The organism is Lelliottia wanjuensis (genome assembly GCF_030238365.1).
Classification (GTDB): Bacteria; Pseudomonadota; Gammaproteobacteria; order Enterobacterales; family Enterobacteriaceae; genus Enterobacter; species Enterobacter wanjuensis.
This window is the reverse complement of the sequence record NZ_JASSOT010000001.1, coordinates 219,733-244,007: the sequence shown is the minus strand read 5'-3', so window position 1 is coordinate 244,007 and position 24,275 is coordinate 219,733. Positions and strand designations below refer to the sequence as shown.

At 56.0% G+C, this 24,275-nt stretch carries 21 protein-coding genes; 13 read left to right on the top strand and 8 right to left on the bottom strand.

Going from position 1 to position 24,275, the window contains the following annotated elements:
* Positions 1-64: 64 nt before the first annotated feature.
* From sra to adhP, 4 genes are all read left to right on the top strand, one after another.
* Complete coding sequence (gene sra, locus QQF33_RS01155) at positions 65-202, top strand: stationary-phase-induced ribosome-associated protein (RefSeq protein WP_102103745.1); 138 nt, start codon at positions 65-67, stop codon at positions 200-202.
* A gap of 175 nt (positions 203-377) precedes the next feature.
* Positions 378-2,075: an NAD-dependent malic enzyme gene (locus tag QQF33_RS01150; protein WP_282495209.1), complete on the top strand. Its 1,698-nt coding sequence runs from the start codon at positions 378-380 to the stop codon at positions 2,073-2,075.
* A 494-nt stretch (positions 2,076-2,569) separates the two neighbouring features.
* A complete protein-coding gene (locus QQF33_RS01145) occupies positions 2,570-4,279 on the top strand; it encodes an ABC-F family ATP-binding cassette domain-containing protein (RefSeq protein ID WP_285148813.1) in 1,710 nt (569 codons plus the stop codon).
* A gap of 222 nt (positions 4,280-4,501) precedes the next feature.
* Positions 4,502-5,512 (top strand): alcohol dehydrogenase AdhP, encoded by a 1,011-nt coding sequence (adhP, locus tag QQF33_RS01140; RefSeq protein WP_285144440.1) that lies wholly within the window; start codon positions 4,502-4,504, stop codon positions 5,510-5,512.
* Between the two features lie 5 nt (positions 5,513-5,517).
* On the opposite strand, the gene QQF33_RS01135 is transcribed toward adhP, so the two are convergent.
* The gene (locus QQF33_RS01135) at positions 5,518-6,027 is read right to left on the bottom strand and encodes an RrF2 family transcriptional regulator (protein WP_285148815.1); all 510 of its coding nucleotides are present in this window, start codon (positions 6,025-6,027) and stop codon (positions 5,518-5,520) included.
* A 210-nt stretch (positions 6,028-6,237) separates the two neighbouring features.
* On the opposite strand from QQF33_RS01135, the gene QQF33_RS01130 reads away from it, so the two are divergent.
* From QQF33_RS01130 to QQF33_RS01100, 7 genes are all read left to right on the top strand, one after another.
* On the top strand, positions 6,238-7,440 hold the full coding sequence (locus tag QQF33_RS01130; RefSeq protein ID WP_285148817.1) for an NAD(P)/FAD-dependent oxidoreductase: 1,203 nt from the start codon (positions 6,238-6,240) through the stop codon (positions 7,438-7,440).
* 144 nt (positions 7,441-7,584) lie between these two features.
* A complete protein-coding gene (locus tag QQF33_RS01125; protein ID WP_285157231.1) occupies positions 7,585-9,204 on the top strand; it encodes a TIGR04028 family ABC transporter substrate-binding protein in 1,620 nt (539 codons plus the stop codon).
* A gap of 4 nt (positions 9,205-9,208) precedes the next feature.
* The gene (locus QQF33_RS01120) at positions 9,209-10,153 is read left to right on the top strand and encodes an ABC transporter permease (RefSeq protein WP_282495269.1); all 945 of its coding nucleotides are present in this window, start codon (positions 9,209-9,211) and stop codon (positions 10,151-10,153) included.
* Complete coding sequence (locus QQF33_RS01115) at positions 10,150-11,001, top strand: ABC transporter permease (RefSeq protein WP_285157230.1); 852 nt, start codon at positions 10,150-10,152, stop codon at positions 10,999-11,001. Before QQF33_RS01120 ends, QQF33_RS01115 begins: the two co-directional genes overlap by 4 nt.
* Positions 10,998-12,605 carry a dipeptide ABC transporter ATP-binding protein gene (locus QQF33_RS01110; RefSeq protein ID WP_285157229.1) on the top strand — a complete coding sequence of 536 codons (1,608 nt, stop codon included), beginning with the start codon at positions 10,998-11,000 and terminating at the stop codon, positions 12,603-12,605. Before QQF33_RS01115 ends, QQF33_RS01110 begins: the two co-directional genes overlap by 4 nt.
* Positions 12,602-13,591 (top strand): putative FMN-dependent luciferase-like monooxygenase, encoded by a 990-nt coding sequence (locus QQF33_RS01105; protein WP_285157228.1) that lies wholly within the window; start codon positions 12,602-12,604, stop codon positions 13,589-13,591. Before QQF33_RS01110 ends, QQF33_RS01105 begins: the two co-directional genes overlap by 4 nt.
* 9 nt (positions 13,592-13,600) lie before the next feature.
* On the top strand, positions 13,601-14,692 hold the full coding sequence (locus QQF33_RS01100; protein ID WP_285157227.1) for an alkylhydroperoxidase domain protein: 1,092 nt from the start codon (positions 13,601-13,603) through the stop codon (positions 14,690-14,692).
* A 6-nt stretch (positions 14,693-14,698) separates the two neighbouring features.
* On the opposite strand, the gene araJ is transcribed toward QQF33_RS01100, so the two are convergent.
* On the bottom strand, positions 14,699-15,874 hold the full coding sequence (gene araJ / locus QQF33_RS01095; RefSeq protein ID WP_285148825.1) for an MFS transporter AraJ: 1,176 nt from the start codon (positions 15,872-15,874) through the stop codon (positions 14,699-14,701).
* A gap of 251 nt (positions 15,875-16,125) precedes the next feature.
* Here araJ and ppk2 point away from each other — a divergent pair, with 251 nt between their 5' ends.
* Positions 16,126-16,944 carry a polyphosphate kinase 2 gene (gene ppk2, locus QQF33_RS01090; protein WP_282495197.1) on the top strand — a complete coding sequence of 273 codons (819 nt, stop codon included), beginning with the start codon at positions 16,126-16,128 and terminating at the stop codon, positions 16,942-16,944.
* 38 nt (positions 16,945-16,982) lie between these two features.
* Here the strand turns inward: ppk2 and QQF33_RS01085 are convergent, their stop codons facing one another.
* The 6 genes from QQF33_RS01085 to QQF33_RS01060 all read right to left on the bottom strand — a co-directional run bounded on the left by QQF33_RS01085 (position 16,983) and on the right by QQF33_RS01060 (position 23,077).
* Positions 16,983-17,489: a fimbrial protein gene (locus tag QQF33_RS01085; protein WP_285148828.1), complete on the bottom strand. Its 507-nt coding sequence runs from the start codon at positions 17,487-17,489 to the stop codon at positions 16,983-16,985.
* A 42-nt stretch (positions 17,490-17,531) separates the two neighbouring features.
* Complete coding sequence (locus QQF33_RS01080; RefSeq protein WP_285148830.1) at positions 17,532-18,065, bottom strand: fimbrial protein; 534 nt, start codon at positions 18,063-18,065, stop codon at positions 17,532-17,534.
* A gap of 55 nt (positions 18,066-18,120) precedes the next feature.
* The gene (locus QQF33_RS01075; RefSeq protein ID WP_285148831.1) at positions 18,121-19,086 is read right to left on the bottom strand and encodes a fimbrial protein; all 966 of its coding nucleotides are present in this window, start codon (positions 19,084-19,086) and stop codon (positions 18,121-18,123) included.
* 89 nt (positions 19,087-19,175) lie between these two features.
* The gene (locus QQF33_RS01070) at positions 19,176-21,713 is read right to left on the bottom strand and encodes a fimbria/pilus outer membrane usher protein (RefSeq protein WP_285148833.1); all 2,538 of its coding nucleotides are present in this window, start codon (positions 21,711-21,713) and stop codon (positions 19,176-19,178) included.
* 84 nt (positions 21,714-21,797) lie between these two features.
* Positions 21,798-22,475, bottom strand: a complete 678-nt coding sequence (locus QQF33_RS01065; RefSeq protein WP_285157226.1) for a fimbrial biogenesis chaperone — start codon at positions 22,473-22,475, stop codon at positions 21,798-21,800.
* A gap of 77 nt (positions 22,476-22,552) precedes the next feature.
* Positions 22,553-23,077, bottom strand: coding sequence for a fimbrial protein (locus QQF33_RS01060; protein WP_285148835.1), 525 nt, complete (start codon positions 23,075-23,077; stop codon positions 22,553-22,555).
* A 483-nt stretch (positions 23,078-23,560) separates the two neighbouring features.
* Here QQF33_RS01060 and QQF33_RS01055 point away from each other — a divergent pair, with 483 nt between their 5' ends.
* Complete coding sequence (locus QQF33_RS01055) at positions 23,561-24,202, top strand: winged helix-turn-helix transcriptional regulator (protein WP_285144424.1); 642 nt, start codon at positions 23,561-23,563, stop codon at positions 24,200-24,202.
* Positions 24,203-24,275 lie beyond the last annotated feature (73 nt).

Here is a 24,275-nt window from a genome sequence, read left to right as displayed (position 1 = left end):
GGTTACATTTCGTTTGCGCAAGCAAACTGGTCCTTAAAACTATCAACAGGATTGAGGAGTTAACATGAAATCGAACCGTCAGGCACGTCACATTCTGGGACTGAACTACAAGCTGTCGAACCAACGTAAAGTGGTGATCGAGGGCAGCAACGAAACCGTAGTCACCCACACGCATGGCAGAAAACGCCACGCAGACAAGTAAATCCCGCATCTGAATCACAACACCATCGGCAAAACCGATGGTGTTTTTGTATGTGTGTTGCGGTAATTAACATTCAGCTCCTTTATAATGCCGCCCGAGGTCGCCCTGCCAGCAAGCCAGAAAGATGACAATACGCAGTGCCAGGGACGGATATTCAAAAAATCGAGTGAGTGACATGGACAACAAAGTAAAACAGCATCGTTCTCTTTACATCCCCTACGCAGGCCCGGTCCTGCTGGAATTCCCCCTGCTGAACAAAGGCAGCGCCTTCAGTGCCGAAGAGCGCAGCAGCTTTAACCTGCTCGGCCTGCTGCCGGAAGTGGTTGAAACCATCGAAGAGCAAGCTGAACGCGCCTGGATCCAGTACCAGGGTTTCAAAACCGAAATCGACAAACACATCTACCTGCGCAACATCCAGGACACCAACGAAACCCTCTTCTACCGCCTGGTGCAAAATCACCTCGAAGAGATGATGCCGGTGATCTACACCCCAACCGTCGGCGCGGCCTGCGAGCGGTTCTCCGAGATCTACCGTCGTTCGCGCGGCGTGTTTATCTCCTATCAGAACCGCCACAATATGGATGACATCCTGCAGAACGTGCCGAACCACAACATCAAAGTGATCGTGGTGACGGACGGCGAGCGTATTCTGGGCCTCGGCGACCAGGGTATCGGCGGGATGGGGATTCCAATCGGTAAGCTGTCGCTCTACACCGCCTGCGGCGGGATCAGCCCGGCCTACACGTTGCCGGTGGTGCTGGATGTCGGGACCAATAACCAGCAGCTGCTGAACGATCCGCTGTATATGGGCTGGCGTCACCCGCGCGTGACGGATGACGAGTATTACCAGTTCGTCGACGACTTCATTCAGGCCGTCAAACACCGCTGGCCGGACGTGCTGCTGCAGTTTGAAGACTTCGCGCAGAAAAACGCTATGCCTCTGCTAAACCGCTATCGCGATGAGATCTGCTCGTTTAACGACGATATTCAGGGCACCGCGGCAGTGACCGTCGGGACGCTGATCGCCGCCAGCCGCGCGGCGGGCAGCCAACTGAGCTACCAGAAAATTGTCTTCCTCGGCGCGGGCTCAGCCGGGTGCGGGATCGCAGAACAGATCATCGCCCAGACCCAGCGCGAAGGCTTAAGCGAAGAGCTGGCCCGATCGCGTGTGTTTATGGTCGACCGTTTCGGCCTGCTGACGGACGGCATGCCAAACCTGCTGCCGTTCCAGACCAAGCTGGTACAAAAGCGCGAGAACCTGAAAAACTGGGATACGGACAACGAAGTGCTCTCCCTGCTGGACGTGGTGCGCAACGTGAAGCCGGATATTCTGATCGGGGTGTCCGGCCAGACCGGGCTGTTCACCGAAGAGATCATCCGCGAAATGCACAAGCACTGCCCGCGTCCGATCGTGATGCCGCTCTCTAACCCGACCTCGCGCGTGGAAGCGACGCCGCAGGACATTATCGCCTGGACCGAAGGTGCCGCGCTGGTCGCCACCGGCAGCCCGTTCGATCCGGTGGTGTGGAAAGACAAAACCTATCCGATTGCCCAGTGCAACAACTCCTATATCTTCCCGGGGATTGGTCTGGGGGTGATCGCCGCCGGTGCGTCACGCATTACCGATGAAATGCTGATGTCTGCCAGCGAAACCCTGGCGAAGCACTCTCCGCTGGTGAATAACGGCGAAGGGCTGGTGCTGCCAGAACTGAAAGACATCCATACGGTGTCGCGGGCGATTGCCTTTGCGGTCGGTAAGATGGCCCAGCAGCAGGGCGTGGCGGTAAAAACCTCCGCCGATGCGTTGCAGCAGGCCATCGACGATAACTTCTGGATGCCGGAATACCGGAACTACCGCCGGACGTCCATCTGATCGACGGTGCGGCCTAAACGCCCGGTGGCGCTGCGCTTGCCGGGCCTACGCTCCAGGATTTTGTAGGCCGGGTAAGGCGAAGCCGCCACCCGGCAGCAAACGACGGTGCGGCCTAGCGCCCGGTGGCGCTGCGCTTACCGGGCCTACGTTCCAGGTTTTGTAGGCCGGGTAAGGCGAAGCCGCCACCCGGCAACTATCGGCTCCCATGCCTGGCGGCGCTCTGCTTGCCGGGCATGTAAAACCCCGCTACACTCCCTTCATCCATCAACCCACTGAATAAATAAGGAGGCTAATTATGCTGTATAGTGAAATTTTTAATGTTTCACATACATTTGGTGATCGCACCAGCTCAAGCGTTATCGGTATCGTGCTGCGATAACTTCTGCTTGAGCGAAGACACCAACCCACCTAATCCCTTCTCTCGGGCTTACTAAGTTATCGTCAGCGATGTTTGACGAGGCATTTCCATGCCTGTAACACTTGAGTAAGCAACAATGAGCACATTACTAACTGCACAATCCCTCCGCGTTGAAACGGCGTTTAACACCCTCTTCGACTCGCTCTCCTTTACCCTGAAAAAAGGCGACCGCATTGGTCTGCTGGGTGATAACGGCTGCGGCAAAAGTACCCTGCTGAAGATCCTCGACGGGACGGAATCCCCGTCTGTCGGCACCGTGGCGCTCGCCGGATACTGCCTGATGGCGCGCGTGGAACAGCATCTGCCGGAATCAATTTATCCCCTGTCGATGCTCGACGCCGTGCTGGCGCAACTGCCCGCCGCGGAACGCGACAGCCTACGCTGGCGGGCCGAAACGCTGCTCGGCGGTATGGGCTTCACCCCGCAGGATATGACTCTGCAATCCGCGACACTGAGCGGCGGGCAACACACGCGCCTGCTACTGGCGCGCGCCTTAATCAGCGATCCGGATCTGCTGTTACTGGATGAGCCCAGCAACCACCTCGATCTCCCGACCATGCTCTGGCTGGAGCAGTTCTTACAAAACTGGTCCGGGAGTTTTGTGCTGGTCTCGCACGACCGACAGCTGCTTGATGCCGTCACTAACGGCAGCTGGATTTTGCGCGACAAAACTCTGCACAGCTTCGCCCTGCCTTGCTCCGCTGCGCGTCAGGCGCTGGCGGCAAAAGATGAGAGCGATGCCCTGCGGCACAAAGCCGAGCAAAAGGAGATCGACCGCGTGGCGGCCAGCGCCAAACGGCTGGCGACCTGGGGTAAGGTCTATGACAACGAAGATCTGGCCCGCAAAGCCAAACAGATGGAAAAACAGGTCGAGCGCCTGAAGGAGAGCCAGACCGATCTCACCGCGGGCAGTCCGTGGACGCTCACCCTGCGCGGCGATGCCCTGCGTGCCGACCGGCTGCTGGAGATGGCAAATCTCGATGTCCCTCCGGCCCCTGGTCTGCCTGCGCTGTTTGACGTAGAGATCGCCAGACTCAAAAGCGGCGATCGCGTCGCCATTGTGGGTCGCAACGGCTGCGGGAAATCCTCACTGATGAAGCTGATCTGGCGGCAGTTTGTTGCCCAGCAGTCGACGGATGAGCTGAAAATCCATCCTCGCCTGACGCTCGGTTATTACGACCAGACGCTACACCAGCTGCCGGATGACGCCTCGCTGCTGGATGCGCTCGAGCCGTTCGCCCCGGACCCGCAGGTGCGCAAAATGTCGCTCATCAGCGCCGGTTTTCCGTGGGTGCGTCACGGGCAGAAAGTTAGCACCCTCAGCGGCGGCGAGCGTTCACGCCTGCTGTTTATCGGCCTGACGCTCGCCCGCTACAGCCTGCTGATGCTCGATGAGCCGACCAACCATCTCGATATGGAAGGCAAAGAGGCGCTGGCCGACACCCTGCAACAGTTCGAAGGCGGCGTGCTACTGGTCAGCCATGACAGGCAGTTGATCAGCCAGAGCTGCAACCGCTTCTGGCTGATTGAGGACGGAAAGCTCAGCGAATGGCACGACGCCGAAGCGGTGTTTGAACGCCTGCGGGAGTGCGGCGGATTAACCACGCCTGCGGTATCCACCAGCACAGCGGAACCAGAGCCGACGGAGTTCGACTGCCTGCTCGAAAGACTGGTGGCGCTGGAGACGCTGCTCGCAGAGGATATGGCGCGTAAGCCGAAGCATCAGAAGCCTCAGCTCCAGCAACAGTGGCGTGAGGAGATTAACCAGATAGAAGCCCAGCTGTAACCCTGCGCCCGGCGGGGCTTCCCGCCGGGCATTCCCTCCCCCCAATTATTCAGGGCTTGAATGGTTTATTGATGCTTTAATCGCCTGAATCCCAACGAAATTATTACATTATGTTGCCCCGCCCTTGTATAAAACGACCAAAGCATTAATCCTTAAGGAGTAAGAACGATTCTCATCTTTCTTGCACGCTATGCAGACACTTAAATGAACATGGAGAAACATATGAAGGCTGCTGTCGTAACAAAAGATCACCACGTAGACGTCACCGATAAAACCCTGCGCGCCCTGCAACACGGTGAAGCGCTGCTGAAGATGGAGTGCTGCGGCGTATGCCACACGGATCTCCACGTGAAGAACGGTGATTTTGGCGATAAAACCGGGGTGATCCTCGGCCATGAAGGGATTGGCGTCGTCAAACAGATCGGCCCTGGCGTGACCTCGCTGAAAGTGGGCGATCGTGCCAGCGTGGCGTGGTTCTTCCAGGGCTGCGGGCACTGCGAATACTGTAACTCCGGCAACGAAACGCTCTGTCGTGACGTGAAAAATGCCGGATATTCCGTCGACGGCGGGATGGCCGAAGAGTGCATCGTCACCGCCGATTACGCGGTGAAAGTGCCGGACGGTCTGGAATCTGCCGCCGCAAGCAGCATCACCTGCGCGGGTGTGACCACCTATAAAGCGGTGAAAATTTCTCATATCAAACCAGGCCAGTGGATTGCGATCTACGGTCTGGGCGGACTGGGCAACCTGGCGCTGCAGTACGCGAAAAACGTCTTCAATGCCAAAGTGATCGCCATCGACGTCAACGATGCGCAGCTGAAACTGGCCGAGGAAATGGGTGCAGATCTGACCATCAACTCCCGCAACGAAGATGCGGCGAAAGTGATTCAGGAAAAAACCGGCGGCGCACACTCCGCCGTGGTCACGGCTGTCGCGAAAGCGGCGTTTAACTCTGCGGTCGACGCAGTGCGCGCCGGTGGCCGCGTGGTGGCTGTCGGTCTGCCGCCAGAAGCCATGAGCCTGGATATTCCGCGTCTGGTGCTGGATGGGATTCAGGTGGTCGGTTCGCTGGTCGGGACCCGTCAGGATCTGATCGAGGCCTTCCAGTTTGCCGCCGAAGGCAAAGTGGTGCCGAAAGTGACGATGCGTCCGCTGGGCGACATCAATGCGATTTTCAAAGAGATGGAACAGGGCCAGATCCGTGGCCGTATGGTGATTGATTTCCGTTCGTAAGGGATTCAGGACGGGCTGCGGCGATCCGTAATCCAGTCCTGCACTTCAATCAGGAATGTATCGGGCGCTTTTCGATACATTTTGCGCGCCAGATCGAGAATGGTGTGGCGCGCCAGTTCTTCTTCCATCCGCTGCTGGGCGCTGTCCATCACCGAGCGCACGCCGCACGGCCCGTCGCAGACCCACGCAGGCGGCGCTTCATCAAAGACTGCCAGCCGCTGGCGCACTTCCCGGCACTCAAACATATTCTTTTCGCCATCAATGGCATGCGTCACATCCAGCACCGAAATGAGTTCCGCCGGACGCGCGAGTTTAAACCCACCGCCCTTGCCTTCCGTGCTGTTCACCAGCCCGGCGCGTGACAGACGGGTGAAGATTTTACCCAGGTAGTCGTAAGGCACACCCTGTAAGTCCGCCATCTCCCTGACGCTCAACTCCCGCTCGTTGCCTTTGGCATCCACCATACACATCAGACTATGAATGGCGTATTCCACACCGGAACTGTAAAAGGCCATGTTTAACTCCGCTCTCATTATTCGTGGTTATTATAGCCGTGTTCGCGAGCGAAAAAACAGCCTGTAAACCACTTGTTATCTAACCTGTTATTTTTAGGTCATTTTCCATTTTTATTATCGCTAACTCAGAAAAAAGTTGTCGGAGTTAACTCCGACAAGTATAGTTGCAGTCAGGTCAGACACAAAGCCTGATGAGCAAAAGGATCGAAGATGAAGAAGCATATTTTAATTGTGGGCAGTGGTTTTTCCGGTATGTGGGCAGCAGTGAGCGCAGCGCGCCTGGCGGAACTGAACGAGAGCAGCTATCTGCGTATTAGCGTGCTGGCTCCGCAACCCGAGCTGCGCGTTCGCCCGCGTTTCTATGAAGAAAAAGTGGCAGGCCTGGTGGCTCCCCTGACGGATCTCTTTGCCGAACTGGATATTGAGTATATTCAGGGCAGCGCAGAACGTATTGATACCAAAGAGAAAGCGGTCTGGTATCGCGACAGCCACGGCAACACCACCCTCGCCACTTACGATCGTCTGGTTCTCGCCACGGGCAGTCAGTCTAAGCGCCCAGCGGTCGCCGGTCTGTCTGAATTTGCGTTTGACATCGACCAGCTCGAATCCGCGCAGGTGTTCGAAAAACACCTCGATGCGCTGGTTCATCAGCCTTCTACCCCGGCCCGTAACACGGTGGTGGTTTGCGGCGGCGGTTTTACCGGTATCGAACTGGCGACCGAATTACCGACGCGTCTGCGCGCCCGTTTCGGTGAAGATACGCAGACTAAAGTTATCGTAGTTGAACGCGGTCCGGTGATTGGCGGTCGTTACAGCGAAGCCCTGCGTGATGTGATTGCGAATGCCAGCGAAGAGCTGGGCGTGGAATGGCGTCTGAACAGCGAAATCGAAGCTGTCGATGCCCAGGGCGTCACCCTGAAAAACGGCGAGCGCATCGAATCCTCTACGGTGGTCTGGACGGCTGGCGTCGAAGCTCATCCGCTGACGACGCAGATTGACGGCGAGCGCGACGCTCAGGCGCGTCTGCGCGTGAACGAACTGCTGCAGATCCCGGCCCATCCTGATGTGTTCGCCACCGGCGACACCGCCCATGCGAAAACGGACGATGTGGGTAATACGGCGCTGATGACCTGTCAGCATGCGATCCAGCTCGGAAAATTTGCCGGACACAACGCCGCTGCGAGTCTGCTGAACGTCGAGCCGTATCCGTACCGTCAGGTGAACTATGTCACCTGTCTGGATCTCGGCGCCTGGGGCGCGGTGTACACCGAGGGCTGGGAACAAGAGGTGAAACTGGTGCGCGAAGAGGCGAAGAAGCTCAAAATTGCTATTACCAATGAGCTGATCTACCCACCAGCCGCAGACCGCGCGGTCGCCTTTGCCGCTGCCGATCCGCTGGCGAAATTTGTGTAGTGAAACCCACCGCTCCTTACCGGGAGCGGTTTTTCGATATTCCCGATTTCCGGCAATCCTTATCTCAATTCCTTTGTTCCCTTGTTTTCACCCGCGCCCGATGATGAATCCGACGCTAAAACAAAGATAACAAAGGAATTCACCATGCAAACCCCTTTTCGCCTGCCGCTGCTGACGGCGTTAATCCTCGCAGCGACTGCCGCACACGCCGCCGACACGCCGGTTAAAGGCGGGACGCTCGTCTATCTGGAACAACAGGCGCACACCAATCTCTATCCCCCGGCGGGCGGTTTCTATCCCAATGGCGGTATCCTGAATCAGATCACCGACAAGCTCACCTGGCAGAACCCGAAAACGCTGGAAGTGGAGCCGTGGATCGCCGAAAGCTGGTCCACCAACGCCGACAAAACCGAATACACCTTTAAAATCCGCCCCGGCGTGACCTTCTCTGACGGCACGCCGCTGGACGCCAACGCCGTCGCCAAAAACTTCGACACCTACGGGCTAGGCAATAAAGCCCAGCGCCTGCCGGTCTCGGAGGTGATCAACAACTACGACCGCAGCGAAGTGCTCGATCCGCAAACCGTGAAGTTCTACTTCAAAAAACCGTCTCCGGGTTTCCTGCAAGGCACCGCAACCATTGGCTCTGGGCTGGTATCGCTCAGCACCCTGAAGCGCAACTTTGAGGAGTTGGGCGACGCGCGCCACATCATCGGCTCCGGCCCGTTCGTGGTGAAAGAGGAAAAACTGGGCCGGGAAGTGACGCTTGAGGCGCGCAAAGAGTACCAGTGGGGGCCGAAAAACCTCGCCCAGCAAGGCCCGGCGAATCTGGACGGCATCAAATTTATCGTCACGCCGGAAGACAGCGTGCGTGTCGGCGCGCTGCTGGCAGGTCAGGCTGATTTTATTCGCCAGGTTCAGGCCTACGATGAGAAACAGGCCACCGAGCAAGGGTATAAAATCTACGCCGCCCCGACGCGCGGCGTGAATGACAGCATCAGCTTCCGCCCGGACAACCCGCTGGTGTCGGATTTGCGCGTTCGTCAGGCGCTGATCCACGCCACCAATGCGAAACAGGTCGTAGAGACCCTCTTCTCGCCTAACTATCCGCAGGCCAAATCGGTGATTGCCGACTCCGCGGCCGGCTTTGTCGATCTTAGCGACAAACTTACTTTTGACGTGGCGAAAGCCAATGCCCTGCTCGACGACGCGGGCTGGAAACCCGGCAGCGACGGCATCCGCGCCAAAGACGGCCAGCGCCTGGCGCTGACGGTGTACGAATCCCTGCCGCAGCCGCAAAACAAAGAGGTGTTGCAGCTGGTCGCTCAGCAGTGGCGACAGGTCGGCGTGGCACTGAGCGTCAAAGCTGGCGATGCGGGCAGCCGCACGCTGGATAACCTCGATCCGCTGAAAACGCCGCTGACCGTTTCCGAAGTGGGCCGCGCCGATCCGGACGTGGTGAAGAGCATGTTCTACCCGGCCAACCGCGACGCGCTGCTGCAAAAAGGCGGCTCGAGCGACAAGGTGAAAAGCTTCCGCGACGACAAACTCAACGCGCTGCTGGTGAATATCTCCGCCGAAGTCGACCCGCAAAAACGTCTGCAATTAACGGGCGATGCCCAGCGCTATCTGCTGGATAACGCCTACGTGATCCCGATCTTCGAGGAGCCGCAGGTCTTCGCCGGTGCGCCGTGGCTGAAAGGGGTGAATTTCGAAGCGGTAGGACGTCCGTCGTTCTACGGCGCGTGGATCGAGAAACATTAAGATGATGAGCCATTATCTGCTGCGACGGGCCGGGATGGGGCTGCTGGTCCTGTGGGCCGCGTTTACCCTCTCCTTCGTGCTGCTTCAGGTGCTGCCGGGCGACGCGGTGCTGATTAAATTTCAGAACCCGGATCTGGGCTTAAGTCCGGCGCAAATCGAGGAGATGCGCGTCGCCTATGGCGCGGACAGTCCGCTATGGCAGCAGTATTTCCACACTCTTTTTGCCATGCTGCGCGGCGATTTTGGTTTTTCACTCCAGGCGGGTGTGCCGGTGAGCGAGCTGATCGCTACTAATCTGCCCGACACCCTGAGCCTCGCCCTGCCCGCGTTCGCGCTGGCAGTGGTACTGGCCTTCGCGCTGGCGTTTGCCGCGCGACTGCCGGGGCTGCGCTGGATAAGCAACGCTATCCAGTCGGTGCCGGTGCTGTTTATCTCTCTGCCGACTTTCTGGCTCGGCATCGCGCTCATCCAGCTGTTTTCCTTCCAGCTGCGGCTGATTCCGGTGATTAACCCGTCGCCGCTGCAGGGGCTGATCCTGCCGATCGTCACCGTCGCCATTCCGATCTCCGCTCCGCTGGCGCAAATCCTGATGCGTAGTCTCGATCAGGTCGCGGCCCAGCCGTTTGTCGCCGTGGCGCGCGCAAAAGGGCTGAGTGAAACGGGCGTCCTGTGGCGTCACGTGACCGGCAACGCCCTCCTGCCGGTGCTGAATATCGCCGGGATTTTGCTCGGCGAGCTAATCGCCGGGGCGCTGATTACCGAAACCGTGTTTGGCCGCAGCGGTCTGGGCCAGTTGACGCAGCAGGCGGTGAATAATCAGGACATCGCCGTGCTACAGGCGGTGGTGATGATCTCGGCGCTCGGTTTTGTGCTGATTAATCTGCTGGTGGATCTGCTGATGCCGCTCTTTGACCCTCGCCTGCAACCCGTGACCGGAGGTGCATCATGAGTCTGGTGGACTACGCCGCCGCCGCGCGAAAACGCGTTCCGGCCCTTCACTCTTTCGACATTCAGCCCGGTTTATGGCTGGCGTGGGGGGTGATTATCCTTGCCGCCCTGGCCGCGCTCGCGCCGGGTTTGCTCACCCAGTACAGCCCGATTGAAGGGATCGCGGGCGCACAGCGCTTAGCCCCTCAGGCCGGACACTGGCTGGGAACCGATCAACTGGGCCGGGATGTTTACGCCCGCATTGTGTATGGCGCGTCTCACTCCCTGAGCGCCGCGCTGGCCGCCGTGGCGATGGGCTTACTGGTCGGCACGGCCCTCGGCATGATTGCGGGCGCGTTCGCCGGACGGATTGAGTCGGTGCTGATGCGCTTTGTCGACGTGCTGCTGTCGATTCCCTCGCTGCTGCTCTCCCTGACGGTGATTATTTTGCTCGGTTTCGGCACCGTTAACGCCGCCATCGCCGTCGGTGTGGCGTCGATTGCCAGCTTCGCCCGCCTGGCGCGCGGGGAAGTGGTGCGTATTCGTCACGCGGATTTTGTCGAAGCGGCCTATGGCAGCGGCGGCACCTTCAGGGCGGTGCTGTGGCGACACATTTTGCCGAACTCGCTGACTGCCGTTCTCGCCTTCGCAACGCTCCAGTTTGGTCAGGCCATTCTCGCCCTCTCGACCCTGAGCTTCCTCGGTTACGGCACTCCGCCGCCGGTCCCGGAATGGGGTCTGTTGATTGCCGAAGGGCGTAACTATCTTTCAACCGCCTGGTGGCTGACCACCTTCCCCGGCATCGTGGTGATCGCCGTGGTGCTTGCCACCAACCGTATCAGCCAGCAGTTAAGCGGAGGGCGCTCATGACCGTTCTGTCCGTGGAAAATCTGACCTTAAGCTATCGCATTGGCCGCCAGTGGCGTGAGGTGGTGCATAACGTCAGTTTCACCCTGAAACGCGGGGAAATGCTGGCCTTTGTCGGCGAATCCGGCTCCGGTAAAACCACCACCGCGCAGGCGATTATCGGCCTGCTGGCGGACAACGCCCGTCGCGACAGCGGCAAAATTGTGCTCAACGGCGAAGAGATTAGCCAGTGGTCGGCGAAACGTCTCAACGCTCTGCGCGGGGCACGCATCAGCCTGGTGCCGCAGGACCCCGGCAACTCCCTGAATCCGGTCAAAACCATTGGCGCGCAGGTGGGTGAAGTCCTGCATATTCACCAGAAAATCACGAAGGATGAGCAAGAAAATCAGGTGCTGGCTCTGCTGACCAAAGTCGGGCTGAGCCACCCGGAGCAGCGGATGAAGCAGTATCCGCACCAGCTTTCCGGCGGGATGAAACAGAGGGTGCTGATCGCGATCGCCATCGCCCTGCGTCCGGACCTGATCATCGCCGACGAACCGACCAGCGCACTGGACGTGACGGTACAAAAACGCATTCTCGATCTGCTGGATATTCTGCGCCGCGAATCCGGGACGGCGGTGCTGTTCGTGACGCACGATCTGGCTCTCGCCGCCCAGCGCGCCGATCGCCTGCTGGTGTTTCGCCACGGTGAAGTGCAGGAGCACGGCGCGACCGCCGATGTGGTGCGCGCCCCGCAGCATGCCTATACCCGACAGCTGCTGAGCGATTTGCAGGGCTCGCGCTTAACTATCGCCCCGGTATCCGGCCAACGGCTGGCCTCTGCCGCCATTCGCGCGCAGGGGATCAGCAAACAATTTTCCCTCAGCAAAAACCACTACCTGCAGGCGCTGGATAACGTCAGTTTCGAGGTGCCGCGCGGGAGCACTCATGCGCTGGTCGGGGAATCCGGTTCGGGGAAAACCACCCTTGCCCGCATTTTGCTCGGGTTTGAGCAGGCGGACAGCGGGCGCGTCATCCTTGATGATATCGATGCGACGCAGCTCAGCGTGGAGGCGCGCCGCCAGCTGCGCCAGAAAATTCAGTTCGTCTATCAGAACCCGTTTGCCTCCCTCGACCCGCGACAAACGCTGTTTGAGATCATCGAAGAGCCGCTGAAAAACTTCGGCAAAATCACCAGAGTGGAACGCAAAACTCGCGTTGAGGCCGTGACCACGCGCGTCGCCCTGCCGCTGGAGCTGTTAAATCGCACGGCGCGCGAGCTTTCCGGCGGTCAGCGCCAGCGGGTCGCCATCGCCCGCGCCCTGATTCTGGAGCCGACGATTCTGGTGTTGGACGAAGCCACCTCGGCGCTGGACGTCACGGTGCAGGCGCAGATCCTCGCCCTTCTGCAACAGCTCCAGCAGCAGTTGGGGCTGACCTACCTGTTTATCACTCACGACCTGGCGACCGTTCGCCGCATCGCCCACAGCGTGACGGTGCTGAAAAGCGGCCAGGTGGTTGAACATAGCACGGTGGAGGCGCTCTTCTCCTCACCGCAGAACAGCTACACCCGCGAGCTGATCGACGCCATCCCTCATTTTTCACCCGCGACTAAGGAGTACGCATGACGCGTAAACGCCTGGGATTCTTTACCCGCCTGCTGGACGACGCTCCAGCCAAAGAGCGTTATCGCCTGGCGACCGAACAGATCCGCCATGCGGAGCGCCACGGTTTTGATACGGCCTGGATTGCGCAGCACCATTTCCACGAGCGCGAAGGCGGCCTGCCGTCTCCGCTGGTGTTCCTCGCCCACGTTGCGGCGCAAACGGAAACCATCCGTCTGGGCACAGCGATTATCACCCTGCCGATGGAAAACCCGCTGCGCGTCGCGGAAGACGCGGCAGTGCTGGATCTGCTGGCGGACGGTCGTCTCGAAGTCGGTTTTGGCTCCGGCGGCACGCCGACCTCATTTCTGCCGTTTGGCCTGACGTTTGAACAGCGCGGCGCGACCTTTGCCGACCATTTGCACCTGATCCAGAGCGCCTGGCGCGGGGATTCACTCGCCCATCCGGACAACCATCTTTACCCGCCTGCGCCACAGCTGGCGGAGCGCGTGTGGATCGCGACCTTTTCCGTCGACGGCGCGGTACGGGCAGCGCAGGCCGGGCACGGGCTGATGTTGTCCCGCACTCAGCCGCGCCCGGCGGACCAGCTCGCTCTCACCCTCGACCAGATCCAGAACCCGATTATCGACGCCTATCTCGCCGCGCTGCCTTCGGGCATTGCCCCGAGAATTCTGGCCTCGCGCACGGCGTTTGTCGCGGACAGCGATGAGTACGCCCTGAAAGTCGCGACGCCCGGTTTAACCCGCCAGGCTCAGGCACACAGCGCGGCGGGCCACACCGTCACAGGTGACAGTGTCACGGATTATATCCGCCAGTTCGACGCTCATATCGGCGCGCCGAACACCGTGCTGGCGTCGCTGGCTGAGGATTCGGTCCTTAAACGGGCGACGGATATTTCATTCCAGGTCCACTCCGTTGAACCGTCTCACCGGGACACTCTGCGTTCCATTGAGCTGATTGCTGAACATATCGCCCCTCAACTTCTTTAAGGAGTTTCTATGTCTTTAAGTCAGGATATTGTTGCTGAATTAGCGGAGATCGCACCCGGTTCGCCGCTGGCGACGGCGCGTGCGACCCGCGATGCCGCCACCCGTCATGCGCAGGGCAGCTATGAAACGCTCTTTAGCCAGCAGGACGCGGCGTTCCAGCTGGATGAGCGCGTGGCAGTGGCCGCGAAAGTCGCGAAGTGGCACCGCGCCGATGCGCTGGCCGCGCACTACGCCGGGTTTGGTCTGGCCGATCCCACCTCTTTACGGCTCACGCCCGCGATCACCTTCGCGCGCCTGCTGACGTTTTCTCCCGTCGAGGCCACACCCGGCGCGTTAACTGCGCTGACCCAGGCGGGATGGAGTAAAGAGGCGATCGTGACGCTGGCCCAGCTAATCGCGTTTGTCAGTTTCCAGAGCCGTCTCGTCGCCGGGCTGCGCTTGCTAAATGATAAAAGCATCGCTGCCAGCGACACGCCGGTTGTGGCGGGGATTTGGCACGCCACGCCAGCCACCAAAAGCGGCAAAGCGGCACCGGTGCAGTTTACCCAGCAGGAGCTGGGCTGGGAGCCGTGGCTGGCGTCAAAACCGCTGGCGGAATTTAACGCTGACGAACAGGCGACTCTGGCGAAATTCGGCCACACGGACTCTGACTATTTCCGCCTGCTGGCGCGTAATCTGCCGGTGCTGGAACAACGCACGCTGACCGATAAAGGGATTTTTTACACGCCGGGCGGCCTGCCGCGCGCGGAGCGTGAACTGGCGGCGACGGTGACCAGCAAGGTCAACGGCTGCATCTACTGCGCATCTGTCCATGCGCGGAAAGCCAGCCAGCTGTCGAAGGATGATAACGCCGTAGAAGCGCTGCTGGCGGTGCGTCCGGGGCAGTCGTTAAGCGATGGGCAGTCTGCGCGCTGGCAGGCGGAAATTGATTTTGCGGCGGCGCTCTCCGTGACGCCACCGGCGGTCACGCCCGCGCATCTGGCGGCACTGGAGAAGCAGAAGCTGGACACGCTTGAACAGCTCGATTTGGTGCAGTCTGCGGCGTTTTTCGCCTGGGCCAACCGGTTAATGCTGACCCTCGGCGAACCTTACCTTCCGTAACGGCAATCAGGCTAACGCGCGGGCGTTAGCCTGAGCCCGTTTGGCTTTCTGACGGCCATACAGCAGCAGGGACGACATGGCGGCGAACGAGAGGAGCGCCGCCGGTAACGTCACGTAGCTCCAGCTGTAGCCGAGGATAATCATCATCCCGCCAAAATAAGCCCCAATCGCGCTGCCGAGGTTAAAGGCCACTTGCCCGCCCGCCGCGCCCAGCAGTTCACCGCCCTGCGCGTTTTGCAGGAGCATAATTTGCAGCGGTGCCGACAGCGCGAACAGACCCGCGCAGCAGATAAAGCCCATCACCAGTGACGCCGACTGATTTTCACCGAAGGCGAACAGCATCAGCAGCGACAGAACAATCACCAGATCGGTAGTGGCCGCAATGCGCAGCGGGCTGTAACGCCCGGACAGTTTGCCGCTGAGCAGATTCCCCAGCACCATCCCGAGCCCCATCAGCATCATGATGACGGTCATAAAGCCCGGCGAAAATCCGGAGACGTTGACCATAAACGGCTTCACAAAGCTGAACCACGCAAACACCCCGGCATTGCCGAACATCGTCGCGGCAAAAATCAGCCAGGCTTCCGGCTTCTTCAGAAAGTGAAACTGCTCCGTGAGCCGGGTTTCCGCCTTGTCGTACAGCGTCGGCACCCAGAAGATCACCGAGAGGATCACCAGGGCGTCAAACGCCGCAATCAGGAAGAAGGTGTAGCGCCAGTTGTATTCATGCCCGAGCCAGGTGCCGAGCGGCACGCCGACCAGGTTGGCGACCGTCATCCCGGCAATCATCCCCGACACGGCGAGGGTGACTTTTCCCGGCGGCGCGATTTTCGACAGGATAATCGCCCCGACGCCGAAAAATGCCCCGTGCGGAAAACCGGACACCAGCCGCCCGACGGCCAGCCAGAAATAGGAGGTGGAGAAGGTAAAAATGGCGTTCCCGGCCACGCACAGGGCGACCAGGAACAGCAAAACCGTCTTGAGCGAGAACTTATTTGAAAACAACGCGATGATCGGTGCGCCAATCACCACGCCAAAGGCGTAATACGAAATCATGCTCCCGGCGGAGGGAATCGAAATGCCGGTATCCTGCGCCAGCTCGGTCAGCACGCCCATGATGCCAAACTCCGCCATCCCTAAACCAAAGGTGCCCAGCGCCAGTGAAAAAACGGTTTTTTTCATACCACAGCCATTTGTTAAAAATTTGCAACAGCCATTATTGAACAAACTGGTATGGTGAGCCAGTTCGAATTGGCGCTCTGGCACGTTAATCCATCAATTCGGGTAGGGTTGTGAATATTCCACTGCGGGAAAAATGAGGATTTCACCGATGGCTGTATAAATATACAGTATCACTAATATTTCCCGCGAGAGTCGGCTGGCACGATTACACTTCAAAGAGTTACCCCTCCCTCCAGCTGCAGAGGATCGTTATGGCAAATATCAAGAAAGCGAAAAGCCCGGCAGAAAAAAGCACGCCCCAGCCGCTGAAGGACAAGGCGTATGAAAAGGAGCTGCGGCGTCTTCACGTAGAGCTGGTCAAGCTCCAGCAGTGGGTGGTCAGCAAAGGTCTGAAAGTCTGCGTGGTGTTTGAAGGCCGCGACGGCGCAGGCAAAGGCGGCACCATTAAGGCCATCACCGAGCGCGTCAGCCCGCGCGTGTTCCGCGTCGTTGCCCTGCCCGCGCCTACCGAGAAAGAGAAAAGCCAGCTCTATTTCCAGCGCTACGTGTCGCATCTGCCCTCGGCGGGTGAAATCGTGATTTTCGACCGCAGCTGGTACAACCGCGCGGGCGTGGAGCGCGTGATGGGATTCTGCACGCCGGAACAGGTGCAAAAGTTTCTCGATGGCACGCCGACCATGGAGCATGCGATGGTGGATGCGGGCATTATCCTGATCAAATACTGGCTGGAGGTGACGCCCAAAGAGCAGGAGCGCCGCCTGCGCGATCGCATTGATGACGGGCGCAAAACCTGGAAGCTGTCGCCGATGGACATCAAATCCTTCAAGCTGTGGGATAAATACACCGAAGCGCGCGACGCGATGTTTGCCGCCACCGATACCGCCTGGGCGCCGTGGTTTGTTGCGCGATCCGAGGACAAAAAACGGGTGCGGCTGAATGTCATCTCTCATCTGCTGTCGCAGATCCCTTACAAGACGCTGCCCGTCGAGCCGGTGAAACTGCCGAAGCGGAAGGTGGGTAAGGTGAAACCGACGGATTATCCGTTCAGATATATTACGGAACGGTTTTAAATGTGCCGCACCTGGAGCACATTCCAGGTGCGGAGCGATTACTGATAGGTAAAATCGAAATTGACGACTGCGCCAAAAGAGCCCTGGGTAGCCCCACCTTTGGCGGAGTACATTCTGGCAGCGAGCGGGAATGTCGCGCTGTGCGCAGATTGATCCACGTTGACCTGCAGAGTGCTGCCGTTGCCGTAATTGATGTCACTGGCAGCCAACTGCAAGGATACATTCTTTGCGTCACCTGTATTCTGATAGGTTGTGGCGTCATCTTTATCAGCCGGGCCGGTAAAGGTCACCGTCACGGTTTTTAGATAGACCGGGCATTTATTCACGTCGAGAGAAAAATTAACCCAGTCCCCGCCGCTGGCGGGGTCAATCAGGGCATGCGCCTGAGTAGAGGGCACCGTAATATTTTTCTTCACTGAATCGGTATCCACCGTGCAAGGATTGGCAACAACGCGTCCTTTGACATCGATACTGGTTCCCGCTGCGTGTGCCGCTCCGCCTGCAAGTATTAATGGCAAAACCACTGCTGCCAGATATCCCTTCATGAATCTCTCCTGAATATTTTTATGACAATACAGAGCCTGGTATTACTGATATTCGAAGGTGGCAACAATCACCGATTCAATATCACCCGGGGTAGCCGAGCCCGCTGCAGAATATGCGCGAGCCTGGAGTTTGAATGTGGCGGTACCGGAGGTGACAGCCTCAGTAATGGAGGATCCGTTGCTGATCAGTGCGCTGCCCGTCTGGTTTGACAGTTCGATGGCAGTGTTAGGCGCCGGTGTCGCCGCGGTGTTTTTCCACATCGTAGTGGTGGTGCCGTCCGCCGTGCCACTGAAGGTGGCTTTGATATTCGTGGTGCCAGCCGGGCAGCCCGTCAGAGGAAGTTCGAATTTCACCAGAGGAGTACCGGATCCCGCGGTGGCTAAGGTATCTGCGCCGATGGTGTCGCCCAAAGCAACGGCTTTGGTGGCTTCACCACCGTTTACGGTGGTACAGGGTGAGGCGATGACTTTGCCTTTGATGTCAATGCTGACACTGTTGGCGGCAAAAACATTCGCGGTCAATAATGTCGCGCAAAGGGTAATCGCAAGGGTCGAGAATAAATGGGTAGATTTCATAGTAATACCTTTGAAATAGATTATGTAATAACGCAGTTAATAGCCGCTACTGATATTATTGATACGTTAATGTGAGCGTTGCGGATGTGCTGGCGTCACCGGGCATCACCGTCGATTTAGTCTGATAATAACGTGCGACAATTGGCAACATCTCTTGCCCACCAGCGGATTTTTTCATCACAATACTTTCATTAATTTTTAGAGGCGCATCGTTATAAAGTAATTGCACGCCGAGCCCCGATGCCACACCATCTGTACCTTGCCCATTCAACGCCAGAACACTAGCGTCGGAAACATCAGGATTTTGTGTACCACTTAATTGAACGTTAATATTAGCGTCAGCATCGCAATCTAATCCCAGGTTCTGCGAATTGGTTTCAACTGGCGTAAAACCTATGGTTTCTCCAAACTCAGATACCGGTACTGTACCCAGCGGAAATGTTAGTTTTGGGGTGGTGATTGAACAGGCAAGTGAAGTGATTACTGCCGCATCCATATTAAAATCAATAGCGGTATGATAAGCGCCATCAAACCCAAGTAAAGCTAATTCACCTAAAGTACCTGCTGCCAGCGTTCCTGATCCGATGGGGCCTGTTTTAATATATTTTATATTACCACCATCCCAGTTCATGACCCCCCCTGTTCCAACATTGAAATTGAGTATATTGGCAGGATTATCAAAATATGTTTGGGCTTGCCCTGATGTAGCAAATATTATTCCAACGCCAGGCACGTTTGTATCATAAACATGTTCGCCATAAGCACTTTTTGTTGCCGACATATAGGTCATCGAGAATTTCAGTGTTACATTGGTATCACATCCATCAGCATAATCGCTTACGGGTTGCGTAGCGCCTTCAAAAATAATTGTACCGACAGGCGCATCTCTTTGAACCACAACACTTCCAGACGCCGCCTTGGACGTCCTGAGCGTCGCCACTTTACAGGATTGAGCAAATACGGAAGATGACATGATAATACATGCTGCAAAAATGATTAATTTCGATTTAATGAGACTCACATTTTTCTCCTGGATCATAGCCATATTAAATATGACGATGCATCCAACTCATATGAATCCCCCTATATCAAGGGGATTCTGTTACAGGACTAGTTACATGATTCAGTGACAGTCGCTACGGAATTCTGATCTTTTACTTTCGAGTTATTGAAAGCCACATGACATTGCTCATTACTTCCTTTACCCCAAAGAACGTGTAAATTTCCTTGCTCATTGAGACCACTTAAATAAACCTGACCAGCATCCCCAACGATAAATCCTTGAGCAGTGTTATCACCATCTACAGTTACCGTGGCGCCAAATGGAACCGGCTGACCGTTCGCACGAATTAAGGTCATCAATATGCGCATACCCACATTCGCTTTATATTCCGCACGCACTACCGCTCCGCGAGTTGGAATCACCGTTTTGGTGGTTAACTCCAGTTCCACATCATCCGGCATACTTTCCGTATCCAGCGCAATATCGTTCTTGCGATACGGCGAAATATTGCTGACGACGGTATAACCGCGGAAGTCAGTGCTGACACCGGTCTGATTGGAGACTTCTACCCCTTTCGCACCCGGCGCTTTCACCAGGGCGATGGTTTCACCAAACGGCTGGGCGAAGGTCACGCCATTTTCATGAGCCAGAATCCCGCCGGAAATGCCGTAGTTCATGCGCTCTGAGTTGTTATCATAGCTGTAGCCGCCGTTCATCTCACCATAGGTACCGCGATAATCCGCGTTCACGTTACCGCTATTGCCTACCCCGTCAGTACCGTAGCCTTGCTGCACGTTCCAGCTCAGGGCGTTACCTTCCATCGCCGAACCGTTCATGCCAACGGTATGGGTGGTATTGCCCTCTTTACTGGTGTTCAGGCTGTAGCTGGCATAGGTATTACTCAGGAAGCGATCCAGTGGAATGCTGATGTTAAAGGCAAAGATCTGGTCTTTGTCATACTGCGTATCGCTGTTATCGCCCGTACCGTAGCCATTTTTGTTGTAGGTGTAGTTCAGGCCGTAAGAGATTCCGTTCCAGGAGTTGTTATACCCCAGGCCCAGAGATTCCATAGACTTACCGCTGTTCCAGTAATCTTCTTTCACGCCGCTGATTGTCAGGGCGCCCATGCCCTTACCTAGCGTCTGGCTTACGGTCATTTCGGCACGGTTACGACGACGATCCTGCAGCGCGCTGCTGTCACCGTAGGAATCCAGCACTTCCTGCATGTCGTAATAGCCCGCAGTGGAATAGCGATAACCGGCAATCGAGAAGTTGGTGCCCGTATCTGCGAAATCTTTGGCGTAACGAATTCGCCATGACTGACCGCTCTCTTTCGCCTGATCCTTCGGCGTAGACCACGCCTGCGTCACATCGGTAGAAATTGCGCCGATATCACCCATGTTTTTACCCACACCCACCGCAATAGACTGATACGGGCTGGATTCCTGGAAACCACCGTACAACGTGAAGCCGTGCGGCAAGCCGTAGATTGCGGTCGCCTGGCCCATCGGCGTTTTATCAACTTCACTGTTGTAGGAACGGTACTGACCGGCCGTCAGGCTATATTTCAGATGACCTTCACGCTGCAATACCGGAACAGAAGCAAATGGCACGACAAAGTTCTGCTCGCTGCCGTCCGCTTCTTTCACCGTCACATTCAGATCGCCGGAGCCACCGGTCGGATACATATCGGTAATTTCGAATGCACCTGGCGCCACGTAGCTCTGATAAATCACATAGCCGTTCTGGCGGATAACCACCTGCGCATTGGTCCGCGCGATGCCGCGAACCACTGGCGCGTAGCCTTTCAGGCTGTCCGGCAGCATGTCATCGTCGGAGGCCAGCTGCGCACCGCGGAATGGAATGCTGTCAAACACGTCGGACGGCGATGAGCTGTCGCCCATCGTCAGTTGGCTTTTCAGGGCAATAATGTTGCGCTGGACATAGGTATACACCGTGTCCCACTTATCCTGCCCGCTCGTATCACGGTTCCAGGTGGTGTAGTTACGTAAACGCCACGGCCCCAGGTTCAGACCAGGGCGCAGGTTCGCGTACTGGCTGTTACTGTTCTGCCCCTCACCATGACGTGACGAAGTATTATCCCCGCTGACACTGTAGTTCAGCAGCAGCGCGGGGATCCCTTCATCCCACATGTCCGGCGCAACGTAGCCACGAGCCTGCGGAGAAAGCGCCGCCTGAGGAATGCTCAGCACCAGCTTCTGCGAGCCAAACATGAATTCGGCTTTGGCTTTCGGGATCGCGGCCAGATTTGCGCACTCGCCCTCTTTACCTAGTTCCGGGAACAGATCGGTTTTCACGCCGTAGCTTTGTAATAAGCCAATGGAGATGCAGGGCTGCAGTATTTCATCGCCATTTGCCGAGGGAACAGATTTGAATTCAATTTCCCGTGTATCAACCATCTGGTCATTGATAATAACGTCGACACGATATTTACCTGGTGCCTGGGAACCCGCTTCAAAGGCAGAAAGATCGGTGCCTTTTGAAGTGGGGTTATCAACTTCCAGCAGCGCCGGGTTAAAATATTCGCGGGCGTAGCCTGCGTGCATTGTCGATGATAAAGAAAATGCAATCAGAACCGCCAGACGCGCATATCTAAAATGTACACGTTTGAATTCAGAACTCATTAAAATAATGCCCCTTAAAATACAGGTCGAACCCTGTATTAATCGAACTACCTTGTAATTTAAAAATTAACCAGATGGTTAATACTACATTGCTGCTTTGTGTACTGCGCCTGTGCCACCGAAATCACTGATCAGTTTAAACTCAACCTGACCGCCGCTGACGCCCGCTGGCAGCGCGAAGCGCGCCGTTGAGCCTGGAGCAACATAAGTCACGTCAGGTAGTTTTTTACCGCTGACATCAATTTCATTAAAATTCATGTAATAACTGGTCGGGTTGGTCACCTGAATATCATTCCCAGATTTCTGCCAGGTTAATTTATCAGCCACTTTTTCTGGCGACGTTCCTTTCAGGGATTCAGGACGGTAAATCAGTTTAATTCGGGTCTTCACGGCGACCTGGAGCGTATTTTCTTTTTTCTCGGCAGACGGAATAGATTTCACATTCAGCCAGAACATTGATTCTTTATCTTCGGCAAGATTCCCGGCGCGAACAATACGCATCACGTTCTTCTGCCCCTGATCGAGACGATACAGTGGAGGGGTAATAATAAAGGGAGCTTTCTCAGCGCCACCATCAGGCATATCAATCCATGACTGAATAAGATACGGAACGTTGTCGGCATTGTTGACACTCAGTGAAGCTTCCTTTTTGCTACCGTCATAAATTACGCGAGTACCACCAATAACAACACCCGCATGCGCAGCAGTCGATCCTAAAACGGCCAACAGGCCCGCCAGTACAGTTTTATGGAATACTTTCATTTTTTCGCCTTTAAGAAAAATAACGGGCTAATAAATATCAGCCCGTATGACAAATTTTCTTCTTTAAAGAAAACTTATTAGTTGTAGTTCAGCGTGAACTGAGCAACAGAGTTTGCCGGGCCGGCAGTCACTGCAGCAGCTTGCTGGATATAACGCGCATAGAACGGCAGAACGTTGTCGCCAGCGGCCAGCGTGGTGCTCGCGGTGGCGGTACCCAGTTCTACTACTTTGTTTGATGCGTCAGAGATCTGCACGCCCACACCCGTTGCCACGCCATCTTCTTCCGTCAGGGCCAGCACGCTGTCATCGCCAGCATAGTTAGTGCCTTCGAACTTAACGGAAGCGCTGGTCACAGTAGCCGGGCACTTGGTCAGTTTCAGATTAAACTTGGAATAAGACGCGGTAGAACCTTTACCGGTAAAGGCCGTTTTCGCTACGCTGCCCAGCGTCACTTCCATGGTGTTATTGGCACCAATATCAACCGTACAAGCAGAATCCAGAACTTCACCGGTAAAATTAATGGTGCCGTCAGAAGCCAGTGCAGCGGCGGAAGACAATACAGATACCGCTGCAATAGCGGAGGCAATGAAAATCTTTTTCATAGGTCAATCCTGGGGAATTATTTGCCAAAATATCGAGCGCTGACATTCACACGTTAATGTCCGACAACGCTTTTATTTTCAGTTAACTTTATTTTCAAATAAGATGACTGTCATTTCACTCATGCGGCGCATTAAGCAGACAATCTCTCGGTATGCCAAAAAGAAAAGCAAAATTAATTGCTAAAAACTTTATCATTTCGACGGAGGCCATTTTGATAGAAAACAAATAATCTTGCCATGGAGCCAGAGTCTAAAAGTAGACTCTCACCCACAAAGCAATTTCTGCTTATTTTTCATATAATAGTGACAAGATTTTTATCGCGACTTAAGGTGGATTTTCCTGAAAACCTCTGCTACGCCCGGCCTTTCAACACGTTATCCGCTCTAAAAGATACCCAGCTTCGAACGCGTAAGGGTGCTAATTGTTGCTGTCTGGAGACTATGCTATAGTCTTTAAATAATATTTTAATCAAATTTGCAATCATGACAAAAAAAACCGTCCCACCGCCCTCGCTTAACCTTATACGCTCTCCCTATGTCAGCACGTTTCTTAACGCACTTGAGCCCTATGTAAAGTATAAAACCCAGCCTGTCGGTACGTGGTTTAGGTTTAATGCGCAGGAAAAACGATATTGCTATCTCGTGCGCACGGGAATTATTCATCTTTATCGTCAGCCAGAGGACGTATTGTTAGGCGCTTTTGAAGCCCCTTGCATCCGCGGGATTGTCCCGGAAACCGGGAATATGGAGCTCTCTTTCCGGGTGGCCGCTGTCTCTGAAATTGCAGTTCTGGAGTATGACGAGCTGATGAAGATCGTGGAGAAGCATAATCTGTGGGATCTCTTCGCCAAACATATGCAGATTATGGTGAGTTCGTTGTTCGTGCATATGACTCACGTCACGCCGACAAATGCCTATGAAGCCATTCGTTTTCAATTACTTGAGTTGATGGACTCGCCTGAAAGTATCCGAGAAAACATTACGGCAGAAAAATATATTCGCAGTAAAACGCAGCTTTCACGCAGCGGCATTATGCGTATCCTCGCTCAGCTGAAGGCTGGAGGATATATCGTATTAGAGAATGGGATTTTAAAAGGCATGACATCCCTGCCCGCGAAGTATTAAAACAAAGATAAATGACTGTTTATTACGTGGATTTAAGTTAAATCTTATTAGATTATTTTTTCAATACAACCAA

What these genes read in the sequence shown, in the direction of transcription:
- sra (WP_102103745.1), top strand. Translation starts at nt 65, where the DNA reads ATGAAATCGAACCGTCAGGCACGTCACATTCTGGGACTGAACTACAAG.
- QQF33_RS01150 (WP_282495209.1), top strand. Translation starts at nt 378, where the DNA reads ATGGACAACAAAGTAAAACAGCATCGTTCTCTTTACATCCCCTACGCA.
- QQF33_RS01145 (WP_285148813.1), top strand. Translation starts at nt 2,570, where the DNA reads ATGAGCACATTACTAACTGCACAATCCCTCCGCGTTGAAACGGCGTTT.
- adhP (WP_285144440.1), top strand. Translation starts at nt 4,502, where the DNA reads ATGAAGGCTGCTGTCGTAACAAAAGATCACCACGTAGACGTCACCGAT.
- QQF33_RS01135 (WP_285148815.1), bottom strand. Translation starts at nt 6,027, where the DNA reads ATGGCCTTTTACAGTTCCGGTGTGGAATACGCCATTCATAGTCTGATG.
- QQF33_RS01130 (WP_285148817.1), top strand. Translation starts at nt 6,238, where the DNA reads ATGAAGAAGCATATTTTAATTGTGGGCAGTGGTTTTTCCGGTATGTGG.
- QQF33_RS01125 (WP_285157231.1), top strand. Translation starts at nt 7,585, where the DNA reads ATGCAAACCCCTTTTCGCCTGCCGCTGCTGACGGCGTTAATCCTCGCA.
- QQF33_RS01120 (WP_282495269.1), top strand. Translation starts at nt 9,209, where the DNA reads ATGAGCCATTATCTGCTGCGACGGGCCGGGATGGGGCTGCTGGTCCTG.
- QQF33_RS01115 (WP_285157230.1), top strand. Translation starts at nt 10,150, where the DNA reads ATGAGTCTGGTGGACTACGCCGCCGCCGCGCGAAAACGCGTTCCGGCC.
- QQF33_RS01110 (WP_285157229.1), top strand. Translation starts at nt 10,998, where the DNA reads ATGACCGTTCTGTCCGTGGAAAATCTGACCTTAAGCTATCGCATTGGC.
- QQF33_RS01105 (WP_285157228.1), top strand. Translation starts at nt 12,602, where the DNA reads ATGACGCGTAAACGCCTGGGATTCTTTACCCGCCTGCTGGACGACGCT.
- QQF33_RS01100 (WP_285157227.1), top strand. Translation starts at nt 13,601, where the DNA reads ATGTCTTTAAGTCAGGATATTGTTGCTGAATTAGCGGAGATCGCACCC.
- araJ (WP_285148825.1), bottom strand. Translation starts at nt 15,874, where the DNA reads ATGAAAAAAACCGTTTTTTCACTGGCGCTGGGCACCTTTGGTTTAGGG.
- ppk2 (WP_282495197.1), top strand. Translation starts at nt 16,126, where the DNA reads ATGGCAAATATCAAGAAAGCGAAAAGCCCGGCAGAAAAAAGCACGCCC.
- QQF33_RS01085 (WP_285148828.1), bottom strand. Translation starts at nt 17,489, where the DNA reads ATGAAGGGATATCTGGCAGCAGTGGTTTTGCCATTAATACTTGCAGGC.
- QQF33_RS01080 (WP_285148830.1), bottom strand. Translation starts at nt 18,065, where the DNA reads ATGAAATCTACCCATTTATTCTCGACCCTTGCGATTACCCTTTGCGCG.
- QQF33_RS01070 (WP_285148833.1), bottom strand. Translation starts at nt 21,713, where the DNA reads ATGAGTTCTGAATTCAAACGTGTACATTTTAGATATGCGCGTCTGGCG.
- QQF33_RS01065 (WP_285157226.1), bottom strand. Translation starts at nt 22,475, where the DNA reads ATGAAAGTATTCCATAAAACTGTACTGGCGGGCCTGTTGGCCGTTTTA.
- QQF33_RS01060 (WP_285148835.1), bottom strand. Translation starts at nt 23,077, where the DNA reads ATGAAAAAGATTTTCATTGCCTCCGCTATTGCAGCGGTATCTGTATTG.
- QQF33_RS01055 (WP_285144424.1), top strand. Translation starts at nt 23,561, where the DNA reads ATGACAAAAAAAACCGTCCCACCGCCCTCGCTTAACCTTATACGCTCT.